This window comes from Amycolatopsis panacis (genome assembly GCF_003600245.1).
Classification (GTDB): domain Bacteria; phylum Actinomycetota; class Actinomycetes; order Mycobacteriales; family Pseudonocardiaceae; genus Amycolatopsis; species Amycolatopsis sulphurea.
On record NZ_QZFV01000098.1, the window covers coordinates 158,905 to 181,832 of the forward strand.

Below are 22,928 nucleotides of genomic sequence, written 5' to 3' on the forward strand. Positions count from 1 at the left end.
CGACGTTTCCGGACGCCCGGCCGTCTCCCACACCCCGGCGGCTACAGCAATTCCAGCAGGAACGGCAGTTCCTGGGGCGCGTACCAGGCCAGTTCATGGTCCTCGGCATCGCCCAAGGTGAATTCCGCGTCCTCGTCGCCAAGGTCCGCAGCGTCGATCACGGCCGCTGCGGCGGCCACCGCGTCGGCTGCCTCGGCGGCGTCCACGTGGATCGCGGCGACCTTCGACCTCGGGACCGGGCCGGCAAGGCGGACCACGGGGGCGTCGAGATCGGCACGCAAGGTGACGTCGTCCACGTCCGCGGAGACCACCACACGACGGGGCTCGCCCTTCTCCTCCGCAGCGATCAGGCGCAACGACGCCCTGGCCGCGTCGAGCAGGGCGGCGTACTCCAGCTCCTCGTCCGAGCCGCTCACGTACGCCTCGCGCAGCGCCGGGGTGAGCGCGAACCCGGTACCGCCGCGGGCGCGGAACTCCCCGCTCGCCTCGAAGTCCCGCAGCATCGCGATCGTGGCCGGCAGATAAACCCTCACCAGTGCGCCCCCTTCAGCTCTTCCAACGCTTCCTCGATCATCCCGCCGAGCAGCCCGACGTCGAAAGCGGCCTTGCGGTCGCCGTTGAGTCCGAAGTAGACGCCACCGTGGTAGGACGTGACCCCGATCGCCAGCGCCTGGGTACGCATCAGCGGCATCACCGGGAACATCTCCACCAGTCTCGCCTCCCCCGCGTACACCGGCACCTGCGGGCCGGGAGAATTGGTGATCATCAGGTTGAAGATCCGCCCGGACAACGACCCGCCCGCCCGCGCACCCAGCGAATGCAGGGTGGCCGGGGCGAACCCGCTGACCTTGAGCAGCCCTCGCGCGGCCACCGAACGGCCGGAGTCGAGATGGTCGGTCATCGCATGGCCGATGTGCTGCAGCCGCAGCACCGGATTCGGCTCGCCCACCGGCAGGTCGACGAGGTACGCGGCGACCTCGTTGCCGATCAGTGCCGGAGTGGCGTACTCGGCCGTTTCCGCATCGTTGACCGCCATCGGCACGAGCGCGCGAACAGTGGAGGTCGGCGTCAGGCTCTCGCCACGGGACAGCAGCCACTCCCGAAGCGCGCCGGTGATCGCGGCGAGAACGACGTCGTTGACCTTGCCCCCGTGCTTCGCGCGGATCGACCGGAAGTCGTCCAGCCGCGTGCGCACGACGGCGAACATCCGGCCACCGGACACACGTACGTTCAGCGGTCCGGGCGGCGCGGGCCGCGCCACCGTGGACGCGACACCACCGAGAGTCTCGACGACCTTGCCCACCGTGGCGAACGCGTCCGTGGCGGCTGCTCGGACGTTCTCGGCCAGCTCGCCGGGCCGCTGCACGGTCTCACTCACCGCGTCGAGCAGCAGCTGCATGCGGCTCGGTTCCCGGCGCGGGGTCCACATGTCTTCGAACGGCTCCGGCGGCGCCGGGGTCTCGTCGAGGATGAGCTGGCCGAGGTCGATCGTGCCGATACCGTCCACAACGGACGGATGAGTCTTGGTGACCAGCGCCACCCGGCCGCCGGAGAGCCCCTCCACGAAGTAGGCCTCCCACAGCGGGCGCTCCGGGGCCAGCCGGCGCGACATCAGGCGGGCGACCAGGTCGAACAGCTGCTCGTCACTGCCCGGTTCGGGCAGCGCGGACCGGCGGACGTGGTAGTTGAGGTCGAAGTCGACGTCGTCCACCCACACCGGGCGCGCCAGGTGCCCCGGCACGCCGAGCACCCGCTGGCGGTAGCGCGGCAGGAACGCCAGCCGCGCGCCGACGAGGGCCAGCAGCTGCTCGTAGGTGAATCCGGACGGCGGCCGGTCGAAGATCGCCACCCCGCCGACGTGCATCGGCGTCGTCTGGTCCTCCACGTACAGGAACGAGGCATCGAGGGCGGACAGGCGGTCGGGCATGGGCCGATCCTTACATAGTGCGAGACTGACCGGTGTGGGTGATGACGAGGCGGTTTCCCCGAAGGACCGATTCCTGACCGTCTACGGGCGCAAACCGGTGCTGGAGGCGCTCGCGGACGCGGACCTGCGCGTGGACAAGGTGATCCTCGCCGACACCGCGCGCGGCCCGGCCGCCGCGGAGATCCAGCGCGCCGCGAAGACGGCCGGCGTGCCCGTGCAGCGAGCCAGCGCGCACCGGGTGAAAGTGCTGGCCGGCAACGGAAAACAGGACCAGGGTGTGCTGGCGGACGTGGTCGCGCCACGGATGCGCGCGCTGGCCGCGGCGCTGGCTGACCGCCGCCCGCCGGAGCGACTGCTGCTGCTCGACGGGATCACCACCCCCGCGAACGTCGGGATGATTCTGCGCACCGCCACCGCGGCCGGGCTGGCCGGGGTGATCGTGCCGCGCCGGGGCGTGGCGGCGCTCGATCCTATGGTGGTCAAGGCATCCGCGGGGATCGCCTTCCGGGCGCCGGTACTGCGCTGCGGGAGCGCCCGCGAAGCGGCGGAGTCGTTGATGGAGGCGGGCTACGGCCTGTACGCGCTCGATGCGTCCGCCGGGGTGTCGGTGTTCGAAGTCGACCTGCCGAAGCGCGCGGTCTTCGTGCTGGGCGGCGAAACGGCCGGGGTGAGCGCGGAAGTCGCGGAACTGGTCACCGAATGGGTCACCATTCCGATGCCCGGCGACGTGGAATCGCTGAACGTCTCCGCCGCGGCCGCAGTGGTGTCGTTCGAACTGGTGCGGCGCGGCCTCAGCTGAACAGGACGGCCAGCTCGGCGAGAGTCTTCGGCACACCCACGTGATGGACGCCGACCATGCCCGCCTCGACCGCCCCGCGAACGTTGCGCTCGGCGTCGTCCACGAAGACACAGCTCGGCGCGGCCAGCCCGAGCCGCTCGGCGGCCACCAGGTAGATCTCGCGGGCCGGTTTGGCGACCCCGGCTTCACCGGAGAACACCAGCGCGTCGAAATACTCGCCCAGCGCGGCTTTCGCCCCTGGCGCGGCCCCGGGCGCGTTGGACACCAGCGCGGTCCGCGTACCCCGGGCACGGGCGTCGTGGAGGTAGTCGTACAGCAGGTGCGCGTCCGGGTCGGTGAGCACCCCCGCGTAGTCGACCAGCAAGCCTTTCAGCACGTCATCCAGGGTATCCGGGGGCATCGACCGGTGCTCGGGCACTAACACACAAAGCACATACGTCTAGTCCGTTCCCTGCCGTTTCGCCCGATCCGACGCACGCTGTCACACCCGTTCGGCGCGAATGCACTGAGTCATGTGTGTGTGGCCGTTGTGCAGCAACGCCACGATCCAGGGGAGGAACCTCATGACGAAACACCACCTCCGGCTGCTGACGCCCGGGCCTGTCCGCAGGGTCCACCACCGCGTCGCGCGGCCCGCGGTCCGGGATCTGCCGCCCGCCGGCCACCGGATCCTGCGCTTCGCCGAAGTCCCGCACGAACGGCACCTCACCCAGCGGCTCAAGGCGATCCTCGAAGTCCTCGCCGGCCGCCGCCCGGCCGTCCAGATCCAGTCGCTGGTCGACGACGCCCTGTTCGCCCGGCTGTCCGCGCACGGCCCACTGCCCGGCTTGCGCTACCGCGTCGGCGACCTGCATGTGTGCCAGCCCTCGGACACCGCCATCGAGACCAGCACAACCCTGATCACCCACGGCCGCGTACACGCAGTCGCCGCCCGCTTCGAACTCACCCGCACCGGCTGGGTGTGCACTCGATTCCACGTGCTGGCGCCGCGCCTCGGCCCGGTACGCCGCCCTCAGCCGGACCGGCCGTCGGTGGCTTGACCGGGCGGCTCGGAACCGGGGCCGCCGAGCGATCGCCAAAGGCTGTGAAGGGACCCTTCACGGACTCTGAGGCTGTGAAGGGTCCCTTCACAGCCATCCAAACCGGGCCCCACCGGTAGCCCGAGCGGTCGGCCCGCGAAACGCGACCCCGGCAAGTCCCGCCCGGAACACGAACGCGGGCCGCCCCATCCGGGACGGCCCGCGTCGGTTCACGAGCGGCTCAGCGCTGCGTGCCCTTCCTGGCCTTCTTCGCCTGTGCGCGTTCGGCCGCCCGGCGTTCGCGCCGGGTGTTGGCGCCCGGCGCCCCGTCCGCGGGCTTCGGGCTGTCCGAACGGGACTCGACGTCGCCGTCCTCGCCGGGGCCGGACATCGTCAGTCTGGATGGGACACCGCCGCCGGTTCCCTTGCCCCGCAAGGCGGACGGCACGGATTCGGCGTCCGTGGCCGGTGGCTGCGGGGGCGTCGGGCGGGCGTGCCTGCCGCCGTTCTCGCCGAACGAGGCGGCGGCCGCACCGGTGGCGGAGGTGACGCCGCCGGGTAGCGCGGACGGCTCCGGCTGCGGCGCCGGTTCCGCCTCGGTGCGCTCGACCTGCAGGTTGAACAGGAAGCCGACGGCCTCCTCCTTCAGCGAGTCGAGCATCGCACGGAACATGTCGAAGCCCTCGCGCTGGTACTCGATCAGCGGATCGCGCTGGGCGAGCGCCCGCATGCCGATGCCCTCCTTGAGATAGTCCATCTCGTAGAGGTGCTCGCGCCACTTGCGGTCCAGCACGGTCAGCATCACCTGACGCTCGAGGCGGCGCATCGAGCCTTCCTCGCCGACCAGCTCGTCGATCTCCGTCTCACGCCGGGTGTAGGCGGCGAGCGCGTCCTCGGTCAGCGCCTGGCTGAGGGCTTCCGCGTCGAGGTCGCCGTCCTCGATCAGGTCGTCCCAGTCCAGGCTCACCGGGTAGAGCGTCTTGAGCGCGGTCCACAGCTGGTCGTGGTCCCAGTCCTCGGCGTATCCCTGCGAAGTGGCGCCCTGGACGTAGGCCTGCACGACGTCGGTGAGCATGTGCTCGATCTGCTCCCGCAGATCCTCGCCCTCGAGCACGCGGTGCCGCTCGGCGTAGATCACCTTGCGCTGCTCGTTCATGACCTCGTCGTACTTGAGGACGTTCTTGCGCGTCTCCATGTTGAGCTGCTCGACCTGGGTCTGCGCGCTCTTGATCGCCTTGGAGACCATCTTGTGCTCGATCGGCACGTCATCCGGCAGCCGCATGGTGGTCATCACACGCTCCACCATCACCGCATTGAACCGGCGCATCAGATCGTCGCCCAGCGACAGGTAGAACCGCGACTCGCCGGGGTCGCCCTGCCGCCCGGAACGACCGCGCAGCTGGTTGTCGATCCGGCGCGATTCGTGCCGCTCGGTGCCGAGCACGTACAGCCCGCCGACCTCACGAACGTGCTCGGCCTCGCCGGTCGCCTCCGCCTTGACCTCCTCGAGCACCTTCGGCCAGGCGGCCTCGTACTCCTCGGAGTTCTCCACCGGGTCCAAGCCCTGCTCGCGCAGCACCTGGTCGGCGATGATGTCCGGGTTCCCGCCGAGCACGATGTCGGTACCGCGGCCCGCCATGTTGGTGGCGACGGTGACCGCGCCCTTCTTGCCCGCGCGCGCGACGATCAGCGCTTCCTTGTTGTGGTACTTCGCGTTCAGCACCTCGTGCGGCACGCCCAGCTTCAGCAGCAGCTTCGACAGGTGCTCGGATTTCTCCACGCTGGTGGTGCCGACCAGCACCGGCTGGCCCTTCTCGTGCCGCTCGGCGATGTCCTCGGCGACCGCCTCGAACTTCGACTGCTCGGTCTTGTAGATCAGATCCGCGCGGTCGGCCCGGACCATCGGCCGGTTCGTCGGGATCGGCACCACACCGAGCTTGTAGGTCTGGTGGAACTCGGCCGCCTCGGTCTCGGCGGTACCGGTCATCCCGGAAAGCTTGCCGTAGAGCCGGAAGTAGTTCTGCAGCGTGATCGTGGCCAGCGTCTGGTTCTCCGCCTTGATCTCGACGCGTTCCTTGGCCTCGATCGCCTGGTGCATGCCCTCGTTGTAGCGGCGGCCCACCAGGATCCGGCCGGTGAACTCGTCGACGATCATGACCTCGCCGTCGCGGACGATGTAGTCCTTGTCCCGGTGGTAGAGCTCCTTGACCTTCAAGGCGTTGTTCAGGTAACCCACCAGCGGGGTGTTCGCCGCCTCGTACAGGTTCTCGATGCCGAGCTGGTCCTCGACGAACCGCACGCCCTTCTCGGTGACCGCCACGGTGCGCTTGCGGACGTCGGTCTCGTAGTGGTACTTCGAGTTGATCAGGTTGGCCTTCTCGACCCGCTCACGCGTCCCCATCGTGGTGGTGTCGATGCCCTGCATCAACGGCGCGAGCCGGGCGAACTCCACGTACCAGCGCGAGGACTGGTCCGCCGGGCCGGAGATGATCAGCGGGGTGCGCGCCTCGTCGATGAGGATCGAGTCCACCTCGTCGACGATCGCGAAGTTGTGCCCGCGCTGCACGCAGTCCTCCAGGGACCAGGTCATGTTGTCGCGCAGGTAGTCGAAGCCGAACTCGTTGTTGGTGCCGTAGGTGACGTCGGCGTTGTAGTGCCTGCGGCGTTCCTGCGGGTCCTGCTCGGCGAGGATGACGCCGACCTCGAGCCCGAGGAAGCGGTGGATCCGGCCCATCCACTCGGCGTCCCGCTTGGCGAGATAGTCGTTGGTGGTGACCACGTGCACGCCCTCGCCCGAGAGCGCGTTGAGGTAGGCGGCCAGGACACAGGTGAGCGTCTTGCCCTCACCGGTCTTCATCTCGGCGACCTGGCCGAGATGCAATGCGGCGCCGCCCATGAGCTGGACGTCGTAGGGCCGCTGGCCGAGTACCCGTTTCGCGGCCTCCCGGGCGACCGCGAACGCCTCCGGGAGCAGGTCGTCCAAGGACTCGTTCTTGGCGTACCGCGCACGGAACTCGTCGGTCTTGGCCCGCAGCGCGTCGTCCGACAGGTCCAACACGTCGTCTTCGAGGGTGTTGATGTGATCGGCGATGTTGCGCAGCCGCTTCACCATCTTGCCCTCGCCCGCGCGGAGCAGGCGGTTCAGCACCATCCGGTCGACCTCACTAGCTGAATCATGATCGCACCCGAGCCGGTCCCGGGCAGTCTCTCCCGCGGCGGACGCCCGACTGCTCCGCCGTCGCATACCCCATCGTAGGGAACGCGCCCAGGTCCGTGCACGCACGGCGTCGCCGAAGGTCACCGGGCGTTTCGGCGGCGGCCGGCGCGGGCATGCGGATGGCCCGCACACCCGGGGTGCGCGGGCCATCCGGACGCCGGGCTCAGCCGAGCCGGATCACGCCGTAGTCGAAGCCCTTTCGCCGGTAGACGACGCTCGGCCGGCCGGCCTCGGAGTCGTTGAACAGGTAGAAGTCGTGGCCGACCAGCTCCATCTCGTAGAGAGCCTGGTCCACCGTCATGGGGTCCGCGTTGTGCCGCTTCTCGCGGACGACGCGGCCGGGCTGGTATCCCGGTTCGTCGCCTTCCCAGCGCTTCTGCTGGGGGATGTCACCGGCACTCGTCGCCGCGAAACCGTTCACCATCGGTGCGGTCGCGTCGGGTGCCTCCAGTACCGCGGTGCTCATCGCCGGCCCGGCACTCGAGCCCGCACCGCCCGCCGCCGCCACCACCGAAGTCGCTTCGGCGACCGACTCCGGACGGCTGCGGCCGTAGTGCACGCGCCTGCGGTCGTGTGTCCGCCGTAACCGGTTTTCCAGTTTGGTCACGGCAGAATCGAGCGCTGCGTAGAAGTCGGCGGCACACGCCTCGGCGCGCACGGCCGGGCCACGGCCCTTTCCGGTGATCTCCACGCGCTGGCAGTTCTTGGCCTGCCTGCGGTTGGGCTCGTGGAACAGCTCCACGTCGAAGCGGATGACTTTCTTGTCGTAGCGCTCAAGGCGGGCCAGCTTCTCGCTGACGAGTGCCCGATAGTGCTCGGGCACCTCCACGTTGCGGCCCTTGATGACGATGTCCATACACGACCTCCCTCGCCGAGATGACTGCGAGCTGTTGTGCGTTCACATGGCGCCGGTACTTGCGGGACGGAGCCCGGATCCGGCGGGCCGAGCAGAACCCCCGCAGCCGGTCCACGACGTCTCGTGGCGGATGCGCGAGCGCGGACTCAGCGGGCCTCCGGCGCCAGGGACATGGGCTGCACACCTCCCTGCCTGCGGGTTTTGCTGATAGCGGAGCACGTTAGCTTCATCACGCCGTCCGCAACAGCCCCCGAGCCGGGGGATGTCACAATTCGGGAACCCGTCACGGCGCGCAGTGAAACGCTTGTGCCGACCCCGAAAACCTTGCGCGGAAGGCGCAGCGCAGCCCGTTGGGTTTCACGCGGAAGGCGCAACGGCTCCGTGCCTCGGACGCCGAGGGTGACGGCCCCCTCCGACGCAGCCGCCACCCCGGTCAAGCGCCCGGTCGGCGGAGTGATTCCGTTCCTGACCCGCATGCTCGGACAACGGGCGGCAGCAACGGCTGGTTCCCCGTCGACATCACTCGTGTAGGTGACGTTCACCGTGGCGTTGTGTGGTGGTCACCCGGGTGGTTGGTGGTGCGGATGGTGACGACGAGCCGGACGGGGCTGATAAAGCCATTGAGGCGGGGCGGTAGGTGGTGGGTGGTGGGCGGACAGGGGCGGGCCGTGGGTAGCGAGGCAGCGAAAGCCGGGTGACGAAGTCCGTGGGACTGGCGAAGAGCCGACCCGCCGTGGGCAACCGGCCCGCCGGAGGTCCGGATTGGATGGCTGTGAAGGGACCCTTCACGGACTCAGAGTCCGTGAAGGGTCCCTTCACAGACATCGGCGAGGCCGCCGAACGAAGCAAGCCAACGAAGCGACCCGACGGAGCGACCCGACGAAAGAAACCGACAGCAGACCCTCGAAGTCAGCCGGCAAGCAGACCCCGAAGCAAGTCCGAAGCAGTCAGCCCGCGCTGAGGAGGGCGACGACACCGGCCACCGGAATACCCGCGGCAGCCAGGGTGGTCACGCAGGCGGCGGAGGTGGTGCCGGTGGTGATCACGTCGTCGACAAGGAGGACTCGGGTGTTCGGCGGCGGGCGTCGGGCGGGGATGAAGTGCACGCGTCCGTGCAGGTTCCGGGCTCGCTGGTCCGGGGTGAGGCCGACGGAGTCCCGGCCGCCGGACAGGGTCAGCGCGGGTGCGACGAGGGTATTGCTCAGGTGGCGGGCGGCTTCTTCGGCGATTCGCCGCATATGCGGACCGCCTCGGGCTCGGGCGGCAGGACGGCGGCTGGGCACCGGGATCAGGCAGAGGGACGGGCGAGTCTGGTTCCGGAATCGATCCGGGTGACGAGTAGCGGGGGACGCGAGAGGGCGACCTGTTGGCGAGAGAGGGGCCACGGGAGGGCTGCCTGTTGACAAGAGAATTCGACCTGTTGACGAAAGAAGGGGCGCGGGAGGGCAGCCCGCTGACGAGAGCGAGGGCACGGGAGAGTGTCCTGTTGACGAAAGAGGGGACGTGGGACGGCTGCCTCCTGGCCGGAGACGGGAAGCGAGAATTCGGCCCGTCGGCAAGAGACGGGACGCGCGGTTCCGGCCTGCCGGCAAGAGAAGGGCACCCAGGCGCGGGAGGGCGACCAGGGCGACGGCCAAGGCCCAGCCCAGCGACGGAGCCAGATCTCGGCGGCCACGCTCCTTGTAGGCGAGCAGGATGCGTTTCGCGATGCCGCGGTAGGGCGCAAGAGCGTAGGCGGGGACGGTGAGCAGGGGCCGGGTCACCTCAGCGAGGGAAGACCACTCACGGGTGCAGCCGGAGCACACAGCAGCGCCGCGGGTGTCGCAGCCGGCGCAACGGGTGGGCAAGAGCAGATCAAGCAACATAACTCTCAGTATGCACCTGACTACTGAAAGTTTCGAACGAAAAGATGTTCACCGGCAGCGAAACAGCGAAAGTCACCCCGGATAGAACGGGTCCGCGTTCGCCAGGGTGTGGGCCTGTGGGCGCCAGACCTCGCCGAGTTCGGTGGCGTTCCACAGGCCACCGGCGTCGGCTACCACGATCGGGCGGCTCGGGGCGGCGGTCACGGCGCGGACGGGGGCGGTCAGGTTCGAGCTGTTGAAGGTGTCCATGCGCCGCCCGTCCAGGGAGATCCGCCGCACTGGCTGCGAGATCGAGGAGGTGACCGCGACCAGGGTGTCCGGAGTGGAACCCCAGTCGACGTCCACCACATCGGCCAGCGCGGCGGGCTGGAGGACGCGGGGCTCGCGCAGGGTCACCGCATCTCCGGTGCGGACCACGGCCGCCACGACCAGCCGGCCGCGCACGATCGCGGCGACGCGGGCGCCGTCGCGGGACAGGCGCAGGGCATCGATCGGGCCCAGGGCCAGCAGGTCGTTCGCGTTCACGCTCTGGCGCTGCCAGCGGCCACCGGGATCGAGCACCATGCGGGCGATGATCGTGTGGTCCACCACGGTCCACACCTCGCCGGACGGGCCGGCTCCGGTCGGCGCGGTACGCCAGGTCGGGCGGCTGAGCGAACCGCCCCCCAGCTCGACCTGCGGCATGTCCCGGCCGAAATCGCCGACGCGCAGGCTGACGCGGTCACCGTTCTGTTCGACGACGGCCAGCCGTTTCCCGTCGATCGACTGTGCGGCGCTGACCACCCTGAATGAGCCGCTGCCGGCGGGGCCGGGGATCGGGCCGCCGTCGGCGAGTGAGCGGATACGCCCGTCGACTGTCATCAGTCCGGGCAGATCCGGGCTCGGTGACGTGGCCGCACTGTAGGCGGGCACGTCGCTGGCGCGCCAGTACTCGTGATCGCGGACCAATGGGGTGCCGTCCGCCAGCAGCCGGATGCGAGTGGACGTGACGGTCTGCATGGAGAGCACGATCTGCGCGGCGATCAGCGACCGGGTCTCCGGGCCGGCCCCGGTGAGCCCGGACAGATGCACCAGCAGCGAACCGTCGTCGTTGTTCTTCACGTTCGTCTCGAGGGTGACCTGGTCGCCGAGCAGGTTCTTGACCGCACCGGCCAGCCCGGCGGAGGGGCCTTGCAGGATCAGATCCATCACCCGGCTGGGCAGCCCGGACTGCGGTTTCGCGCCGACGTAACGCAGATCCGGCACGAAGGTCGCGGATTCGGGCGAGTAGAAGCTCACCGCGACGGAGTTGTAGTTCGCGTCGAAATCGTCGTCGGTGATCAGCAAACCGGGTGGCGGCACCGAGATCCGCCACTGCCCGTCCGCCTGCTTGCGCACCTGGAAGGTCGGCTCGGCCGTGCCGGAGCTGGGGATGAACGCACTGTCCGCGCTCAGCGTGCCGAGGACCGAACCGCGCACCGAGATCGTGCGGACGTTCGGGTCCGACGGCTGCCCCGGGGCCAGCGTCGGAGGCAAAGCGTCGTTGTAGACGGTGCTGAACGTGTTGTCGATGATGGTGATCGCCCGGCTCGGATGCCACGGCGTGCGCAGCCGGTCCTCCAGGTAGGCGCGGGCGGCCGCGTTGTTCGAGCGCGGATCGGCCGACGCCCGGACGAACTGGCGGACGATGGACAGCGCGTCCAGCCCCGGATCCGGCGGCACGACCTCGTTCGGCTGGGGTTTCGCCCCCTCCGGGGACACCACCACCGGCTGCGATTCCTGCGGCACGTTCGCGCACCCGGCGAGCAGCAGCACGCAGGCCACTGCCAGCAGCACCCGCCTCACCGGCCGACCCCCTCCCGATCCGCATTGCCGGGGTTCGCCTGCTCCGGCTCGGGCAGGATCACCTCCGGCTCCGGCTGCAGCTCCAGCAGCGACGAGGGCGAGAGCGTAATCTCCGAAACGGCGTCGGCGGGCGGCAGCGCCAGCGGCCCATCGTCGAGCGGCATTCCCTGCTGGCGCGGCAGCACCAAGCGGAAGCAAGCACCGTGCCCGGTCTCGCCCCACGCGTCGAGCAGGCCGCCGTGCAACCGGGCGTCCTCCTGGCTGATCGCCAGGCCGAGGCCGGTCCCGCCAGTACGCCGGTTGCGCGAGGGATCGGCCCGCCAGAAGCGGTTGAACACCAGGTCCGACTCCCCCATCCGCAGGCCGACGCCGTAGTCCCGCACGGTGACCGCCACCGCCGTCTCGTCCGCCGCGACGGTGAGCACCACCGGCTTCCCCTCGCTGTGGTCGACCGCGTTGGCGAGCAGGTTGCGCAGGATCCGCTCGACCCGGCGCGCGTCCACCTCGGCCGCCGCGTCCTCGTCCGGCAGCACCAGCCGTACCTCGCTGCCGGTGCCCGCGGCGAGTACCCGGACCTGCTCGACCGCGCGCGTCGCGATCGGCCGCACGTCGATGTACTCCGCGGCCAGTTCCTCCACGCCCGCGTCCAGCCTGCTGATTTCCAGCAAGTCGCCGAGCAGCGCCTCGAACCGGTCCAGCTCGTCCACCAGCAGCTCGGTGGAACGGGCCAGCCCGGCAGGGAACTGCTCGCGCGAGGCGTGCAGCACGTCCGCGGCCATCCGCACGGTGGTCAGCGGGGTGCGCAGCTCGTGCGACACATCGGAGGTGAACCGCCGCTGCAGCCCGCCGAACTCCTCCAGCTGGCGGATCTGGCGCTGGATGCTGGCGGCCATCCGGTTGTAGGACACCGAGAGCTTGGCCACGTCGTCCTCACCGACCACGGCGAGGCGCTGGTCGAGATCCCCGCCGGCGAACTGCTCGGCCGCCGCGGCCGCCTGCCGGACCGGCCGCACCACCTGCCGGACCACCAGGTTGGTGATCCCGGCCAGCAGGAGCAGCAGCACCAGCCCGCCGACCAGCAGCGTGTTCTGCACGGTGGACACGGTGTTCTGCTCACCGGTCAGCGGGAACAGCAGGTACAGCTGCATCGGGGTGGCGACGGTGTTGAGCGGGGTGCCGACGATCAGATACGTGGTGCGCGATCCGTCTCCCCCGACGACGGTGTGCTCCAGCCGGGAGAACGCGTTGTTCTCCACGAACTCGCGCAGCTGCACCGGAACCGACGAGAACGGCCCGACGTAGATCGGGTCGGCGTTGGGCTGGCCGGGCTCGACGCTGGCGAGCACCGGTTCGAAGGTGCCCGCCCCCGCGCCGCTCGGCGACGACCCCACGGACGAGAGCTTCTTCAGCGCGTTCTCCAGCCGCGTGTGCAACGCGTCCGGCGATTCGCCGCCGACGCCGACCAGCTCCCGCGCCGCGGTGTCGGCCAGCGACTGGGTCTGTTCGATGGCGGCCTTGCGCTTGGTGTCCAGCAGCCGTTCGGTGATCTGGTTCTGCAGGACCATGCCCAGCACGAACACCACGGCGAAGGACAACGCGAGGGTCGAGATGGTCACCCGGAACTGCAGCGAATGCCGCCATAGCTCGTTGCATGCCACGGCTCGGCGCCGTGCGAAGACCACCAGCCGCCGCAGCAGGCGGCCGGTGGCGCGGACGGCGGAGGAGAGCCGGCCCGCGAGCGGTTTCATCGCAGGATCACGGCGGACCAGCCTTGTAGCCGACACCACGCACCGTCAGCACCACCTCGGGGTGCTCCGGGTCCTTCTCCACCTTCGAGCGCAGCCGCTGGACGTGTACGTTGACCAGCCGGGTGTCGGCCGCGTGCCGGTAGCCCCACACCTGCTCCAGCAGCACCTCCCGGGTGAACACCTGGCGGGGCTTGCGGGCCAGCGCGACCAGCAGGTCGAACTCAAGCGGGGTCAGCGGGATCGCCTTGCCCTCGCGGGTGACCTCGTGGCCGGGCACGTCGATGACCAGATCGCCGATGGTGAGCGATTCGGCGGGCTCGGCCTCGGTACGGCGCATCCGCGCCCGCACCCGGGCGACCAGTTCCTTCGGCTTGAACGGCTTGACCACGTAGTCGTCGGCGCCGGACTCGAGCCCGAGCACGATGTCCACGGTGTCGCTCTTGGCGGTCAGCATCACGATCGGCACGCCGGACTCCGCGCGGATCGCCTTGCAGACGTCGATGCCGTTCATGCCGGGCAGCATGAGATCGAGCAGGACCAGGTCCGGCTTGAGCTCGCGCAACGCGGGCAGCGCGCGGGAACCGTCCGCGACCACCGCAGTGTCGAACCCCTCGCCACGGAGCACGATGGTGAGCATCTCCGCGAGTGCAGGGTCGTCGTCGACCACCAAGACACGTGCCTTCATGTGCACATGTTCGCACTCTCGCCCACGTGCGCGCGCCCGACCCGCGCGGCCGGGCACCGGAAAGATCAGGATCGGCGGCCGGGTTAGGCCATCCGGACCTGCCCGGACGGCGTTCGCGGACAGATTCGCCCGCTCAGCCGAACAGTACGCGCCCGAACGGTTACTGTTGCGCCATGCGGAACCAGGACTCGGGCAACGCAACGGGCAGCCAAGTTCAGTCGGTCGACCGCGCGATCACCGTGCTGGAGCTGCTCGCCCGCAACGGGGAGTCCGGCATCACCGAGATCGCCGGGGAACTCGGGGTGCACAAGTCGACCGCGTCGCGGCTGCTCAGCGTCCTGGAGTCGCACGGGCTGGTGGAGCAACTCGGCGAGCGCGGCAAGTACGTGATCGGCTTCGGGGTGGTCCGGCTGGCCGGTGCCGCCACCGGCCGGATGGACCTGGCCAAGCTCGGCAGGCAGACCTGCCAGGCACTGGCCGAGGAACTGGGCGAGACGGTGAACATCGCGATCGCCGACGAAGGGGTGGCGATCAATCTCAGCCAGGCCCGAGGTTCGGCCGCGATCACCACCCAGAACTGGACCGGCCAGCGCACCCCGCTGCATGCCACCTCCAGTGGGAAGGTGCTGCTCGCCGCGATGGACGACGCGGACCGCAAGCGGGTCCTCGGGCCGGACCTCGAGCAGTACACCCCGCGCACCACGGTGGACGCCGGCGAGCTGGAGGCGGAGCTGGAGCGAGTGGCCGAGGACGGCTACGCCGCCTCGTTCGAGGAGCTGGAGCTGGGCATGCACGCGGTCGCGGTGCCGGTCCGCGGGCCGGGCGGCGAGGTGGTCGCGGCGATGAGCGCCTCCGGCCCGTCCTACCGGCTGTCCAGGCAGCGGATTCGCCAGATCGTGCAGCCGATGACCGAAGCGGCGCGGGAACTTTCCTCGCAACTGGGCTATTTCGCACGCTGACCGGACCCGGCCGCCGCGTCCGCGTTCTTGACAGCGCGGCCCGGATCCCGCACTTTTGGTGCCGGAGAACGCACCACCCATCCCCCTCCGCAACGCAGCCCGTCCCCGGCGGGCCGTTCAGCATGCCTGATCCCCCGAACCGGCTCCGCGCGTGCCCGGCCGGCAGGAAGGTCCCGTTGATGGCACCTCGACCGCGTGTGGTCGTGCTCGGCGCCGGTCTGCTCGGCTGCGCGGTCGCCGACGAACTCACCGCGGCGGGCTGGACCGACGTGACCGTGCTGGCGCTGGAACCGGACGCCGGGACGCTTGATCACGGGCTGGTGTTCCGCACGCATCCGGACCGCACCGTGACCGAGTTCGCGAAGTACACCGTGGAGAAGTACAGCGCGCTGACCGTCAACGGTGGCTGGTGCTTCCAGCCGGTCGGCAGCCTGGTTCTGGCGACCGCCCCGCAGCGGTTGACCGCGTTGCGCAGGCAGCATGGCTGGGCCACGTCCTGGGGAGTACGCAGCTACCTGCGTTCCCCGGCCGAATGCGCGCAGCTGCATCCGCTGCTGGATCCGGTGAAGCTGTCGGGCGGCCTGCACGTGCCGGAAGACGGCCTGGCCGATCCGGCCCGCGCGGCGACCGCACAGGCGCGCCGGGCAGCCGAGCGTGGGGCGCGATTCCTTTCCGGGCAACGGGTCGTGGAGATCGTCCGCGGCGGCGGGCGGGTGACCGCGGTTCGCACCGAGACCGAACGGTTCCGCGCCGACGTGGTCATCTCGTGCGCCGGGGTGCGGGGACCGGAGCTGGGTGCGTTGGTGGAGCTGCCGGTGCCGGTGGTCCCGGTGGTGCGGGAGCACGCTCGCAGCACGCCGCTACCCGAGCTTGCCGGGCAGAACGACGACTTCACCGAAGCGGGCAAGCCGGTGCTCGGCCATCCGGACGCGGGGCTGTGTTTCCGCGAGCACGTGGACCGGCTCGGGGTGACCGCGTTCCGGCCGGATGCCGGGCGGTTCAGCCCGGCCGGGTTCGAACCGGGGTGGGCGCGCGCGGCCGAACTGATCCCGGCGCTCGCCAACGGCAAGGTCGAACAGGGCGCGTCCGGGCCGTGCCCGATGACCCCGGACGGGTTGCCGCTGCTGGGTGAGCATCCCGATCTGGACGGGTTCTGGGTGGCCGAGGCACTCGGCACCGCCTGGTCCGCCGGGGTGGCCAGGGAACTGGCGCGATGGCTCGTGGAAGGACAGGCCCACCTCGCACTGCACTCGGTCGACCTCGCCCGGTTCGACCGGCTGCAGCTGGCGCCGGACAGCCTGCGGGCACGCTGCGTCGCGGCCGCGCTCGCGCGCTCGGCGCAGCAGGCGGTGCCACGGCGGACTTCCCCGTTCTACGAACGCGAAGTCGCACTGGGAGCAAGCTTCCGCGAAGGCGACGGTTGGGCACGGCCGCAGTGGTACGGCGCCAACGAACGGCTGCCGGAGATCTCCCGAGTCCCGCGGCGCGAGGAGGAACTGTCCCCGATCGGCGGGGCGGAAGCACTCGTCGCGCGCAGCCGGGTGGCGATGTTCGACCTGACCCCGCGACGACAGCTGGAGATCACCGGCCCCGGCGCGCTGCCGTTCCTGCAGACGCTGACGACCAATCAGCTCGACCGCGCGCCGGGCACGGTCACCAGCACCTTGCTGCTCGGCGAGGACGGCGGCGTGCGCAGCGAACTGACCGTGGCCCGGCTGGGCGCGGAGCTGTTCGGAGTACAGGTGCACAGCCAGCTCGACATCGACTGGCTGTACCGCCACCTGCCCAGGGACGGGGCCGTGCAGCTGCGCGAAACCACGTCCGGGAACTGCTGCATCGGGTTGTGGGGACCGCTCGCCCGGAAGGTGTTGCCGGAACTGTCCACGATGGACTCATCCCGCCGGGCGCGGCGGACCTACGTCGCGGATGTGCCGCTGCTCGCGATCCGCGGATCCGACATCGGCGAAGCGGGCTGGGAACTGCACACGAGCGCGGACCTCGGGCGGCGGCTGTGGGACACGCTGCGCGAGGCCGGGCGGCCGCACGGGATCGTCGCCGCCGGGCAGATCGCGCTGACCAGCCTGCGGCTCGAAGAGGGGCGCCTCGAGTGCGGGGTCGACGTGACCACAGAACACGATCCGTACGAGGCCGGCCTCGGCTATCTGGTGCGGATGGACAAGGGCTACTTCCTTGGCCGGGACGCCCTGCGCGAACGTTCTCCCGCGACGGTGAGCCGGAAACTGGTGTGCCTGATCGTCGAAGACCCGCTTTTCGTCTTGGCGGGCAAGGAACCGGTGTACGCCGAAGGCCGCCCCGCGGGATACGTCACGAGCGCGGCGTACGGCTACACGCTCGGCAAGAACCTCGCCCACGCCTGGCTTCCGGTGGAATACACCAGGCCGCGGACACCGGTGGAGATCGAGTGCGCGGGGCAGCGCCGCAAGGCGAAGGTGGCCGCGGAACCGTTGCGGGGCAACGAATGAGTTACAGGCCGAGGTAATGCCGGGCAGCTTCCTCGATCTGCGCCAGCTCCTCCCGGCCCAGATATGCGACCGGGTCGCCGTGTACGTGGGCGACGTCGATCGTGCGGATCTGGTCCACGAGGAACCGCGTCTTCGTGCCCAGCACTTCCAGCTCCGGGCGGAAGATCGCCCGCTGTGCGCTCGTGGACGTCGGCACGACCGTCGCCACGCTCCACGGCATCGAACCGGGGCTCAGCGCGACCGCGTAGCGCTTGCCGCGCTGCTCATGACCTCGTTTGGCAGTACCGAAATCGACCCGGTAGACCGCGCCCCGGATCACCAAGCATCCCGTTCGGCGGAGAGGTCCTCGCCGCTGAGCCGCCGGGCGTCGGCGAGCGCCTGCTTGACCCAGACCTCTTCGGCCAGCAGCCGCAGCGCGCGCCGGATCACGTCGCTTTTGTGCTCGCCGCTTTGCATCGCGGCCTTGATGATGAGGTCGTCCTCCTCGGTGGGCCGGAAGCCTATGGTCGCAGTCATGGAGAACAGCCTACGCTCGTGTTGCACATTTGTCCAACGGACGTAAAACAGACCCTGGGTCTTCAGCCGAGCAGCGACTTCGCCAGCGTCGGCAGATCGACACCGGCCACCCCGTCGAGCACGTGCCACGGCGCGAGCCAGCCGGCCGCGGCGAGTTCGTCGTACACCCCGGCACACCGCAGCTGGAGCGAATCGTCGGTCTCGAACGCATCGCGGGTGCGTGCGGAATCCGCTTCGGCACGGCGTTCCGCACGCTCGGCCGCGACCTCCGGGCTGACCCGCAGCAGCAGATGCGCATCCGGCCGGGGCAGCGCGAACCGGCTCACTTCGAGGTCCCACACCCAGCGCACGACCTCGCCGTCCGCGTGCTGACGCAGCCGGGCCGCGGCGTACGCGGCATTGGATGCGACGTACCGATCGAGCAGGACGACGTCGTTGGCCGCCTGCAGTTCGCGGATCTCGTCCGCGGCACCGCTGCGGTCGAGGGCGTAGAGCATGGCCATGCCGTACACCGAGTCGGCGAGATCGCCGTGCCCCCGGTGCAGCGTTTCGCGCACCAGGTCGGCGTGCACGCTTCGGCCGTAGCGCGGGAACGCCAGCCCCGCGACACTCGCCCCGGCTTCCTTCAGCGCAGCCGTGAGCCCGTCGGACAGCGTCCGCTTGCCCGCGCCGTCCAGACCTTCGATAACGACCAGTTGCCCCACAGCCTTCAGCCTAGGACATGACCTGCCGGGCTAAGCGGCTTCCCGCCGGGTGTAGGCCAGGTAGCCCAGCGGAGCGGCGACGAGCAGGCCGACCAGCGCGAGCAACGAGATCCAGCTGTCGTCAGGCGGTTCCGGTGACTCCTGCCCACCGCCTCCGGTCACCAGGCGGGGATGGGATTCACCCACCGAGGCGTACGGCGCGGACTGGCGAGAATGGCCGGTGGGCTGCGCCGCGCGCGCACCAGGAGCCGCCGCGAACAACGCCGCGCCCGTCAGCAGAGCGAGCAGCAATGTGCGGGTCAAGCGGTTTCGCTTCGGACGGACCGGTCTGCCGGAATCCCCGGTTTCCTGCTTCTTCCTCAGCACGGCACGGAAACCTCCCACCGATCTGGCCTTCGGTGATCACCACAGTGGAACAACGCGGTCACCGAGAGCAAGATGCCGCCGCGGCCGCGGGGACATTCCGGGGTGGCGCCGGAACACGGAACGGCCCGGCCGCCGTGGCCAGGCCCACCGAACTGTCGTCGGAAGGGACGCTGTGCACTGCTACCGTGAACATTCCGGAGTGTTCACGCCCGCCGTGCGACCGGCCGGCGGCGGGACCGCGACGGCATGAGAACGGGGAAGGCCCACTGATCATCGAACCTGGCAAGCGTGGTCCCGGTGAGGTGCCGCCCGAACTGGCCGAAGCGCTGCGCACCGGCGAGTTCCACCTGGCACTGCGGCTGGCCATCGCGCACCGCGGCCTGTCACTGGCGCGGCTGCGGGCGCACCTCGCGCTCCGCGGCGTCCACATCGGACAGTCGACCCTGAGCTACTGGCAACGCGGGCTCCGCCAGCCGGAGGTACCCAAGGCGCTGCCCGCGGTCCGCGCCCTCGAATCGGTGCTGCAGCTGCCCGCCGATGCGCTGGTGGTGCTGATCGGCCCGCGCACCGCCCGGCCGCGCGGGCACCAGGCCGCCGCCTCGTTCCACGATCTGCGCTCCGGCGGGATGGGCTCGATCGTCGAGCAGCTGCTCGACGAGCTGGGCGTGGCGCCCGCTGCCCAGCATTCCAACGCCGATCTGGAGATGCTCGCCGTGCACGATCAGATCACCGTGGACGAGCACCGGCACCAGGTCAGCATCCGCACCCGGCTGGTCACCCGCGCCCGGCGGCACGGGCCGGACCGGTACGTCACGGTGTACAACGGGGATCCCGGCTGCCGGATCGGCGACGTCGAGGTGCGCACCGCGGAGGGCTGCCGGGTCGGCCGGATCCGCCGGCACCCCGAAAGCGAGACGATGGCCACCGAGCTGCTGTTCGACCGCAAGCTCGGCGAGGGCGACATCCACGTGTTCTGCTTCGAGGTGCACGACGATTCGGCCGCGCTGTTCCCCGGCTACTACCGGATGCTGCGCGACCAGTGCGCCAGCTACCTGCTGCAGCTGCAGTTCCCGCCGGCGGCGATGCCCGCCCGCTGCACTCGCGAGGTCCGCGCCCGCGACGACGCCCTGCCGGTGGAGGCGGAGGAACTCGCCTGCGACACCGGCGGGGTGACCAGCGGCTACTTCCGCGATACCGGACCTGGACTGTCCGGTATCGCGGTAGAGTGGAACTGACCTCCTCCGGTCAGATGAAGACCCACAACTGGGCCTGCCCGCCCTGGAGCGGCTGGTAACTGCACGCCTTCCAGCGTCCTTGGGCAACCCCGGCGTCACAGCTCGCCCTCGCGGCGTCCATGCTGGGGAACACTCCGGCGGGGTAGTTCGTCCCCGCGGACGCCGCCGGAGCGACCATCACTGTCGCCGCGGCGGCGACCGCCAATGCCATCCACACTTTGCGCATCCCTGAGCACACCTCTCTGACCGGTGGAAACGCCCGGAAGCCCGGACGAGCACGATCCTTCGACCGGCGCGTCCGGCTCGGCAAGGAATACCGCCCGACCATGACCGGCCAGGCCGATCATTCTGTCCGAAAGGGCCGGGAAGCCCTGCCCGATTTGCCGGGCGCACCGGAGAGAGGGCACCGTGCCGGCCTCAGTACACGAGCAACCCGTTGGCCTTCGCGGCGTCGGCCTGCCGCTCGTCCCGGGTGACCAGGGTGATCGGCTCACCGCCGGTCAGATCCGCGGTCTCGTGCATGGCCACGGCGAGATGAAGTGCGCCAAGGGTGCGCAACGGGTGATTCTCGGCGACCAGCCGCTGTGCCGGGCGGAAGACGCGCGCCGGGCGGAACGGAATGAGGCCCAGCGCGGCATCACGACCGAGCGCGTCGAATTCATCGAGGAACTCGCAGGCATCGGGAATCCGGCCGGTACGTTCCGCCGCCGTCATCACATTCGCCCATTCGATTCGGGTCAGCTCACTGGTCAGCACCCGGTGGTCGCCACCGAACAGTAACTCGCGCAGCTCGGAATGCTGTGGCTCATCGGCGACGAAGGCGCTCACCACCGCACTCGTGTCGGCGTAGTAGACGGTCACCGGTCCCCCCTCGTCCAGTCGAGTGCCTCGCTGACCGCAGTGCCCCAGCCCTGCGACCGCCGCTCCAGCTCGTCCAGCCCGATCGGTTCTCGGGCCGGTACGAACGAGACCAGTTTCCCTTCCGCCAGCAGCCTTTCCTTCCACTGCCGCGGACTCTCCTCCTGCGCGAGCACGCCCCGCAGGGCCTCGGTGACCAGGTCGTTGAGCGTGCGTCCCTCGGCCGCGGCGCGCGCCTTCAGCCGGGCGTGCAGCTCGTCGTCGATACGGGTGATCAATTGTCTCACCCCGCCATGATAGCCTATCACCCAATAGGGTTATCACCGTTTTCATATGCCGACAAAAAACCGCCCCGGAACGAATCCGGGGCGGTTTTCGGCAGTGCATCAGTAGCGGTAGTGCTCCGATTTGAACGGGCCTTCGACGTCCACGTCGATGTACTCGGCCTGCTCCTTGGTCAGCTTGGTGAGCTCGCCGCCGAGCGCGTCCAGGTGGATGCGGGCGACCTTCTCGTCCAGCTTCTTCGGCAGGCGGTAGACCTCCTTGTCGTACTCCGCCTGCTTGGTGAACAGCTCGATCTGCGCGATCACCTGGTTGGAGAAGCTGTTCGACATCACGAACGAGGGGTGCCCGGTCGCGTTGCCGAGGTTGAGCAGGCGACCCTCGGACAGCACGATGATGGTGTTGCCGTTCGGAAACACCCACTCGTCGACCTGCGGCTTGATGGTCACCCGGCGGATGCCCGGGTACCGGGCCAGCCCGGCCATGTCCAGCTCGTTGTCGAAGTGCCCGATGTTGCCGAGGATGGCCTGGTGCTTCATCTTCGCCATGTGCTCGACCATCACCACGTCCTTGTTGCCGGTGGTGGTGATCACGAGGTCCGCTTCGGGCAGCGCGTTCTCCAGGCGCTTGACCTGGTAGCCGTCCATCGCGGCCTGCAGCGCGCAGATCGGGTCGATCTCGGTCACGATCACCCGCGCGCCCTGGCCGCGCAGTGACTCCGCGGCGCCCTTGCCGACGTCGCCGTAGCCGCAGACGACCGCGACCTTGCCGCCGATCAGCACGTCGGTGCCACGGTTGATGCCGTCCACCAGCGAGTGCCGGATGCCGTAGCGGTTGTCGAACTTCGACTTGGTCACCGCGTCGTTCACGTTGATCGCCGGGAACAGCAGCTCACCCGCGGCGGCCAGCTGGTAGAGCCGGAGCACGCCGGTGGTGGTCTCCTCGGTGACGCCACGCACGCCGGCGCCGATCGTGGTCCACTTCGAGCCGTCCGCGGCGACCGAAGCGCGCAGCAGCTCCAGGAAGACCTTCCACTCGTCGGGGTCGTCGGCGTCGGCAGCCGGCACCACGCCCGCCTTCTCGTACTCGGCGCCCTTGTGCACGAGCATCGTCGCGTCGCCACCGTCGTCGAGGATCATGTTCGGACCCTCGCCGTCCCAGGTGAGCATCCGCTCGGTGCACCACCAGTACTCCTCCAGGGACTCGCCCTTCCAGGCGAACACCGGCACGCCCTTGGGCTCCTCGGCGCTGCCGTGCGGCCCGAGCACGACCGCCGCGGCGGCGTGGTCCTGGGTGGAGAAGATGTTGCACGAGGCCCAGCGCACCTCTGCACCGAGGGAGACCAGCGTCTCGATCAGCACGGCGGTCTGCACGGTCATGTGCAGCGACCCGGAGATCCGTGCCCCGCGCAGTGGGTAAACCTCGGCGTACTCACGGCGCAGCGCCATCAGGCCGGGCATCTCGTGTTCGGCGAGGCGGATCTCCTTCCGTCCGAACTCGGCGGCGTCCAGATCCGCGACGGCGAATTCGATGCCGCCCCGGGTGTCGTGCCGCTTCACTACGCTTTCGGGGGTCATAGTGCGGT

At 69.8% G+C, this 22,928-nt stretch carries 22 protein-coding genes; 5 read left to right on the forward strand and 17 right to left on the reverse strand.

The window, feature by feature from the left end:
* Positions 1-41: 41 nt before the first annotated feature.
* Together D5S19_RS21050 and D5S19_RS21055 are read right to left on the reverse strand one after the other, a co-directional pair.
* Positions 42-533 (reverse strand): DUF6912 family protein, encoded by a 492-nt coding sequence (locus tag D5S19_RS21050; RefSeq protein ID WP_120025062.1) that lies wholly within the window; start codon positions 531-533, stop codon positions 42-44.
* Positions 530-1,927 (reverse strand): WS/DGAT/MGAT family O-acyltransferase, encoded by a 1,398-nt coding sequence (locus D5S19_RS21055; RefSeq protein ID WP_120025063.1) that lies wholly within the window; start codon positions 1,925-1,927, stop codon positions 530-532. Before D5S19_RS21055 ends, D5S19_RS21050 begins: the two co-directional genes overlap by 4 nt.
* Here D5S19_RS21055 and D5S19_RS21060 point away from each other — a divergent pair.
* The gene (locus tag D5S19_RS21060) at positions 1,926-2,726 is read left to right on the forward strand and encodes a TrmH family RNA methyltransferase (RefSeq protein WP_407641773.1); all 801 of its coding nucleotides are present in this window, start codon (positions 1,926-1,928) and stop codon (positions 2,724-2,726) included. The genes D5S19_RS21055 and D5S19_RS21060 overlap by 2 nt on opposite strands.
* On the opposite strand, the gene D5S19_RS21065 is transcribed toward D5S19_RS21060, so the two are convergent.
* The gene (locus D5S19_RS21065; RefSeq protein WP_120025106.1) at positions 2,719-3,126 is read right to left on the reverse strand and encodes an HAD-IA family hydrolase; all 408 of its coding nucleotides are present in this window, start codon (positions 3,124-3,126) and stop codon (positions 2,719-2,721) included. The two genes, D5S19_RS21060 and D5S19_RS21065, sit on opposite strands and share 8 nt — an antisense overlap.
* 163 nt (positions 3,127-3,289) lie before the next feature.
* On the opposite strand from D5S19_RS21065, the gene D5S19_RS21070 reads away from it, so the two are divergent.
* Positions 3,290-3,766 carry an Rv3235 family protein gene (locus D5S19_RS21070; protein ID WP_199730608.1) on the forward strand — a complete coding sequence of 159 codons (477 nt, stop codon included), beginning with the start codon at positions 3,290-3,292 and terminating at the stop codon, positions 3,764-3,766.
* Between the two features lie 220 nt (positions 3,767-3,986).
* Here the strand turns inward: D5S19_RS21070 and secA are convergent, their stop codons facing one another.
* The 6 genes from secA to mtrA all read right to left on the reverse strand — a co-directional run bounded on the left by secA (position 3,987) and on the right by mtrA (position 13,940).
* Positions 3,987-6,896: a preprotein translocase subunit SecA gene (gene secA, locus D5S19_RS21075; protein ID WP_120025066.1), complete on the reverse strand. Its 2,910-nt coding sequence runs from the start codon at positions 6,894-6,896 to the stop codon at positions 3,987-3,989.
* A 229-nt stretch (positions 6,897-7,125) separates the two neighbouring features.
* Positions 7,126-7,818, reverse strand: a complete 693-nt coding sequence (hpf, locus tag D5S19_RS21080) for a ribosome hibernation-promoting factor, HPF/YfiA family (RefSeq protein ID WP_120025067.1) — start codon at positions 7,816-7,818, stop codon at positions 7,126-7,128.
* Positions 7,819-8,765: 947 nt separating this feature from the next.
* Positions 8,766-9,056: a ComF family protein gene (locus D5S19_RS21085; protein ID WP_120025068.1), complete on the reverse strand. Its 291-nt coding sequence runs from the start codon at positions 9,054-9,056 to the stop codon at positions 8,766-8,768.
* Positions 9,057-9,755: 699 nt separating this feature from the next.
* Complete coding sequence (locus D5S19_RS21090; protein ID WP_120025069.1) at positions 9,756-11,507, reverse strand: LpqB family beta-propeller domain-containing protein; 1,752 nt, start codon at positions 11,505-11,507, stop codon at positions 9,756-9,758.
* Positions 11,504-13,255 (reverse strand): MtrAB system histidine kinase MtrB, encoded by a 1,752-nt coding sequence (gene mtrB, locus D5S19_RS21095; protein WP_120025070.1) that lies wholly within the window; start codon positions 13,253-13,255, stop codon positions 11,504-11,506. Before mtrB ends, D5S19_RS21090 begins: the two co-directional genes overlap by 4 nt.
* A 7-nt stretch (positions 13,256-13,262) precedes the next feature.
* A complete protein-coding gene (gene mtrA / locus D5S19_RS21100) occupies positions 13,263-13,940 on the reverse strand; it encodes an MtrAB system response regulator MtrA (RefSeq protein ID WP_120025071.1) in 678 nt (225 codons plus the stop codon).
* Between the two features lie 173 nt (positions 13,941-14,113).
* On the opposite strand from mtrA, the gene D5S19_RS21105 reads away from it, so the two are divergent.
* Both D5S19_RS21105 and D5S19_RS21110 read left to right on the forward strand, forming a co-directional pair.
* Positions 14,114-14,899, forward strand: coding sequence for an IclR family transcriptional regulator (locus D5S19_RS21105; protein ID WP_120025072.1), 786 nt, complete (start codon positions 14,114-14,116; stop codon positions 14,897-14,899).
* Positions 14,900-15,078: 179 nt separating this feature from the next.
* The gene (locus D5S19_RS21110; RefSeq protein ID WP_120025073.1) at positions 15,079-17,382 is read left to right on the forward strand and encodes an FAD-dependent oxidoreductase; all 2,304 of its coding nucleotides are present in this window, start codon (positions 15,079-15,081) and stop codon (positions 17,380-17,382) included.
* A 1-nt stretch (position 17,383) separates the two neighbouring features.
* On the opposite strand, the gene D5S19_RS21115 is transcribed toward D5S19_RS21110, so the two are convergent.
* The 4 genes from D5S19_RS21115 to D5S19_RS21130 all read right to left on the reverse strand — a co-directional run bounded on the left by D5S19_RS21115 (position 17,384) and on the right by D5S19_RS21130 (position 18,905).
* Positions 17,384-17,701 carry a type II toxin-antitoxin system PemK/MazF family toxin gene (locus tag D5S19_RS21115; protein WP_407641774.1) on the reverse strand — a complete coding sequence of 106 codons (318 nt, stop codon included), beginning with the start codon at positions 17,699-17,701 and terminating at the stop codon, positions 17,384-17,386.
* Positions 17,698-17,898 (reverse strand): hypothetical protein, encoded by a 201-nt coding sequence (locus D5S19_RS21120; protein WP_120025075.1) that lies wholly within the window; start codon positions 17,896-17,898, stop codon positions 17,698-17,700. The genes D5S19_RS21115 and D5S19_RS21120 overlap by 4 nt, the downstream gene beginning before the upstream one ends.
* A 62-nt stretch (positions 17,899-17,960) precedes the next feature.
* A complete protein-coding gene (locus tag D5S19_RS21125) occupies positions 17,961-18,611 on the reverse strand; it encodes a dTMP kinase (RefSeq protein WP_120025076.1) in 651 nt (216 codons plus the stop codon).
* Positions 18,612-18,632: 21 nt separating this feature from the next.
* Entirely contained in the window at positions 18,633-18,905 is a 273-nt protein-coding gene (locus D5S19_RS21130) for a hypothetical protein (RefSeq protein WP_233574067.1), read from the reverse strand.
* 365 nt (positions 18,906-19,270) lie between these two features.
* On the opposite strand from D5S19_RS21130, the gene D5S19_RS21135 reads away from it, so the two are divergent.
* A complete protein-coding gene (locus D5S19_RS21135; protein ID WP_407641775.1) occupies positions 19,271-20,203 on the forward strand; it encodes a hypothetical protein in 933 nt (310 codons plus the stop codon).
* 10 nt (positions 20,204-20,213) lie between these two features.
* On the opposite strand, the gene D5S19_RS21140 is transcribed toward D5S19_RS21135, so the two are convergent.
* The 4 genes from D5S19_RS21140 to ahcY all read right to left on the reverse strand — a co-directional run bounded on the left by D5S19_RS21140 (position 20,214) and on the right by ahcY (position 22,920).
* Complete coding sequence (locus tag D5S19_RS21140) at positions 20,214-20,429, reverse strand: hypothetical protein (RefSeq protein ID WP_120025077.1); 216 nt, start codon at positions 20,427-20,429, stop codon at positions 20,214-20,216.
* A gap of 191 nt (positions 20,430-20,620) precedes the next feature.
* Complete coding sequence (locus tag D5S19_RS21145) at positions 20,621-21,064, reverse strand: type II toxin-antitoxin system VapC family toxin (protein ID WP_120025078.1); 444 nt, start codon at positions 21,062-21,064, stop codon at positions 20,621-20,623.
* Positions 21,061-21,348: a FitA-like ribbon-helix-helix domain-containing protein gene (locus D5S19_RS21150; protein WP_120025079.1), complete on the reverse strand. Its 288-nt coding sequence runs from the start codon at positions 21,346-21,348 to the stop codon at positions 21,061-21,063. The genes D5S19_RS21145 and D5S19_RS21150 overlap by 4 nt, the downstream gene beginning before the upstream one ends.
* Before the next feature lie 99 nt (positions 21,349-21,447).
* Positions 21,448-22,920 carry an adenosylhomocysteinase gene (ahcY, locus tag D5S19_RS21155; RefSeq protein WP_120025080.1) on the reverse strand — a complete coding sequence of 491 codons (1,473 nt, stop codon included), beginning with the start codon at positions 22,918-22,920 and terminating at the stop codon, positions 21,448-21,450.
* Positions 22,921-22,928: the final 8 nt, after the last annotated feature.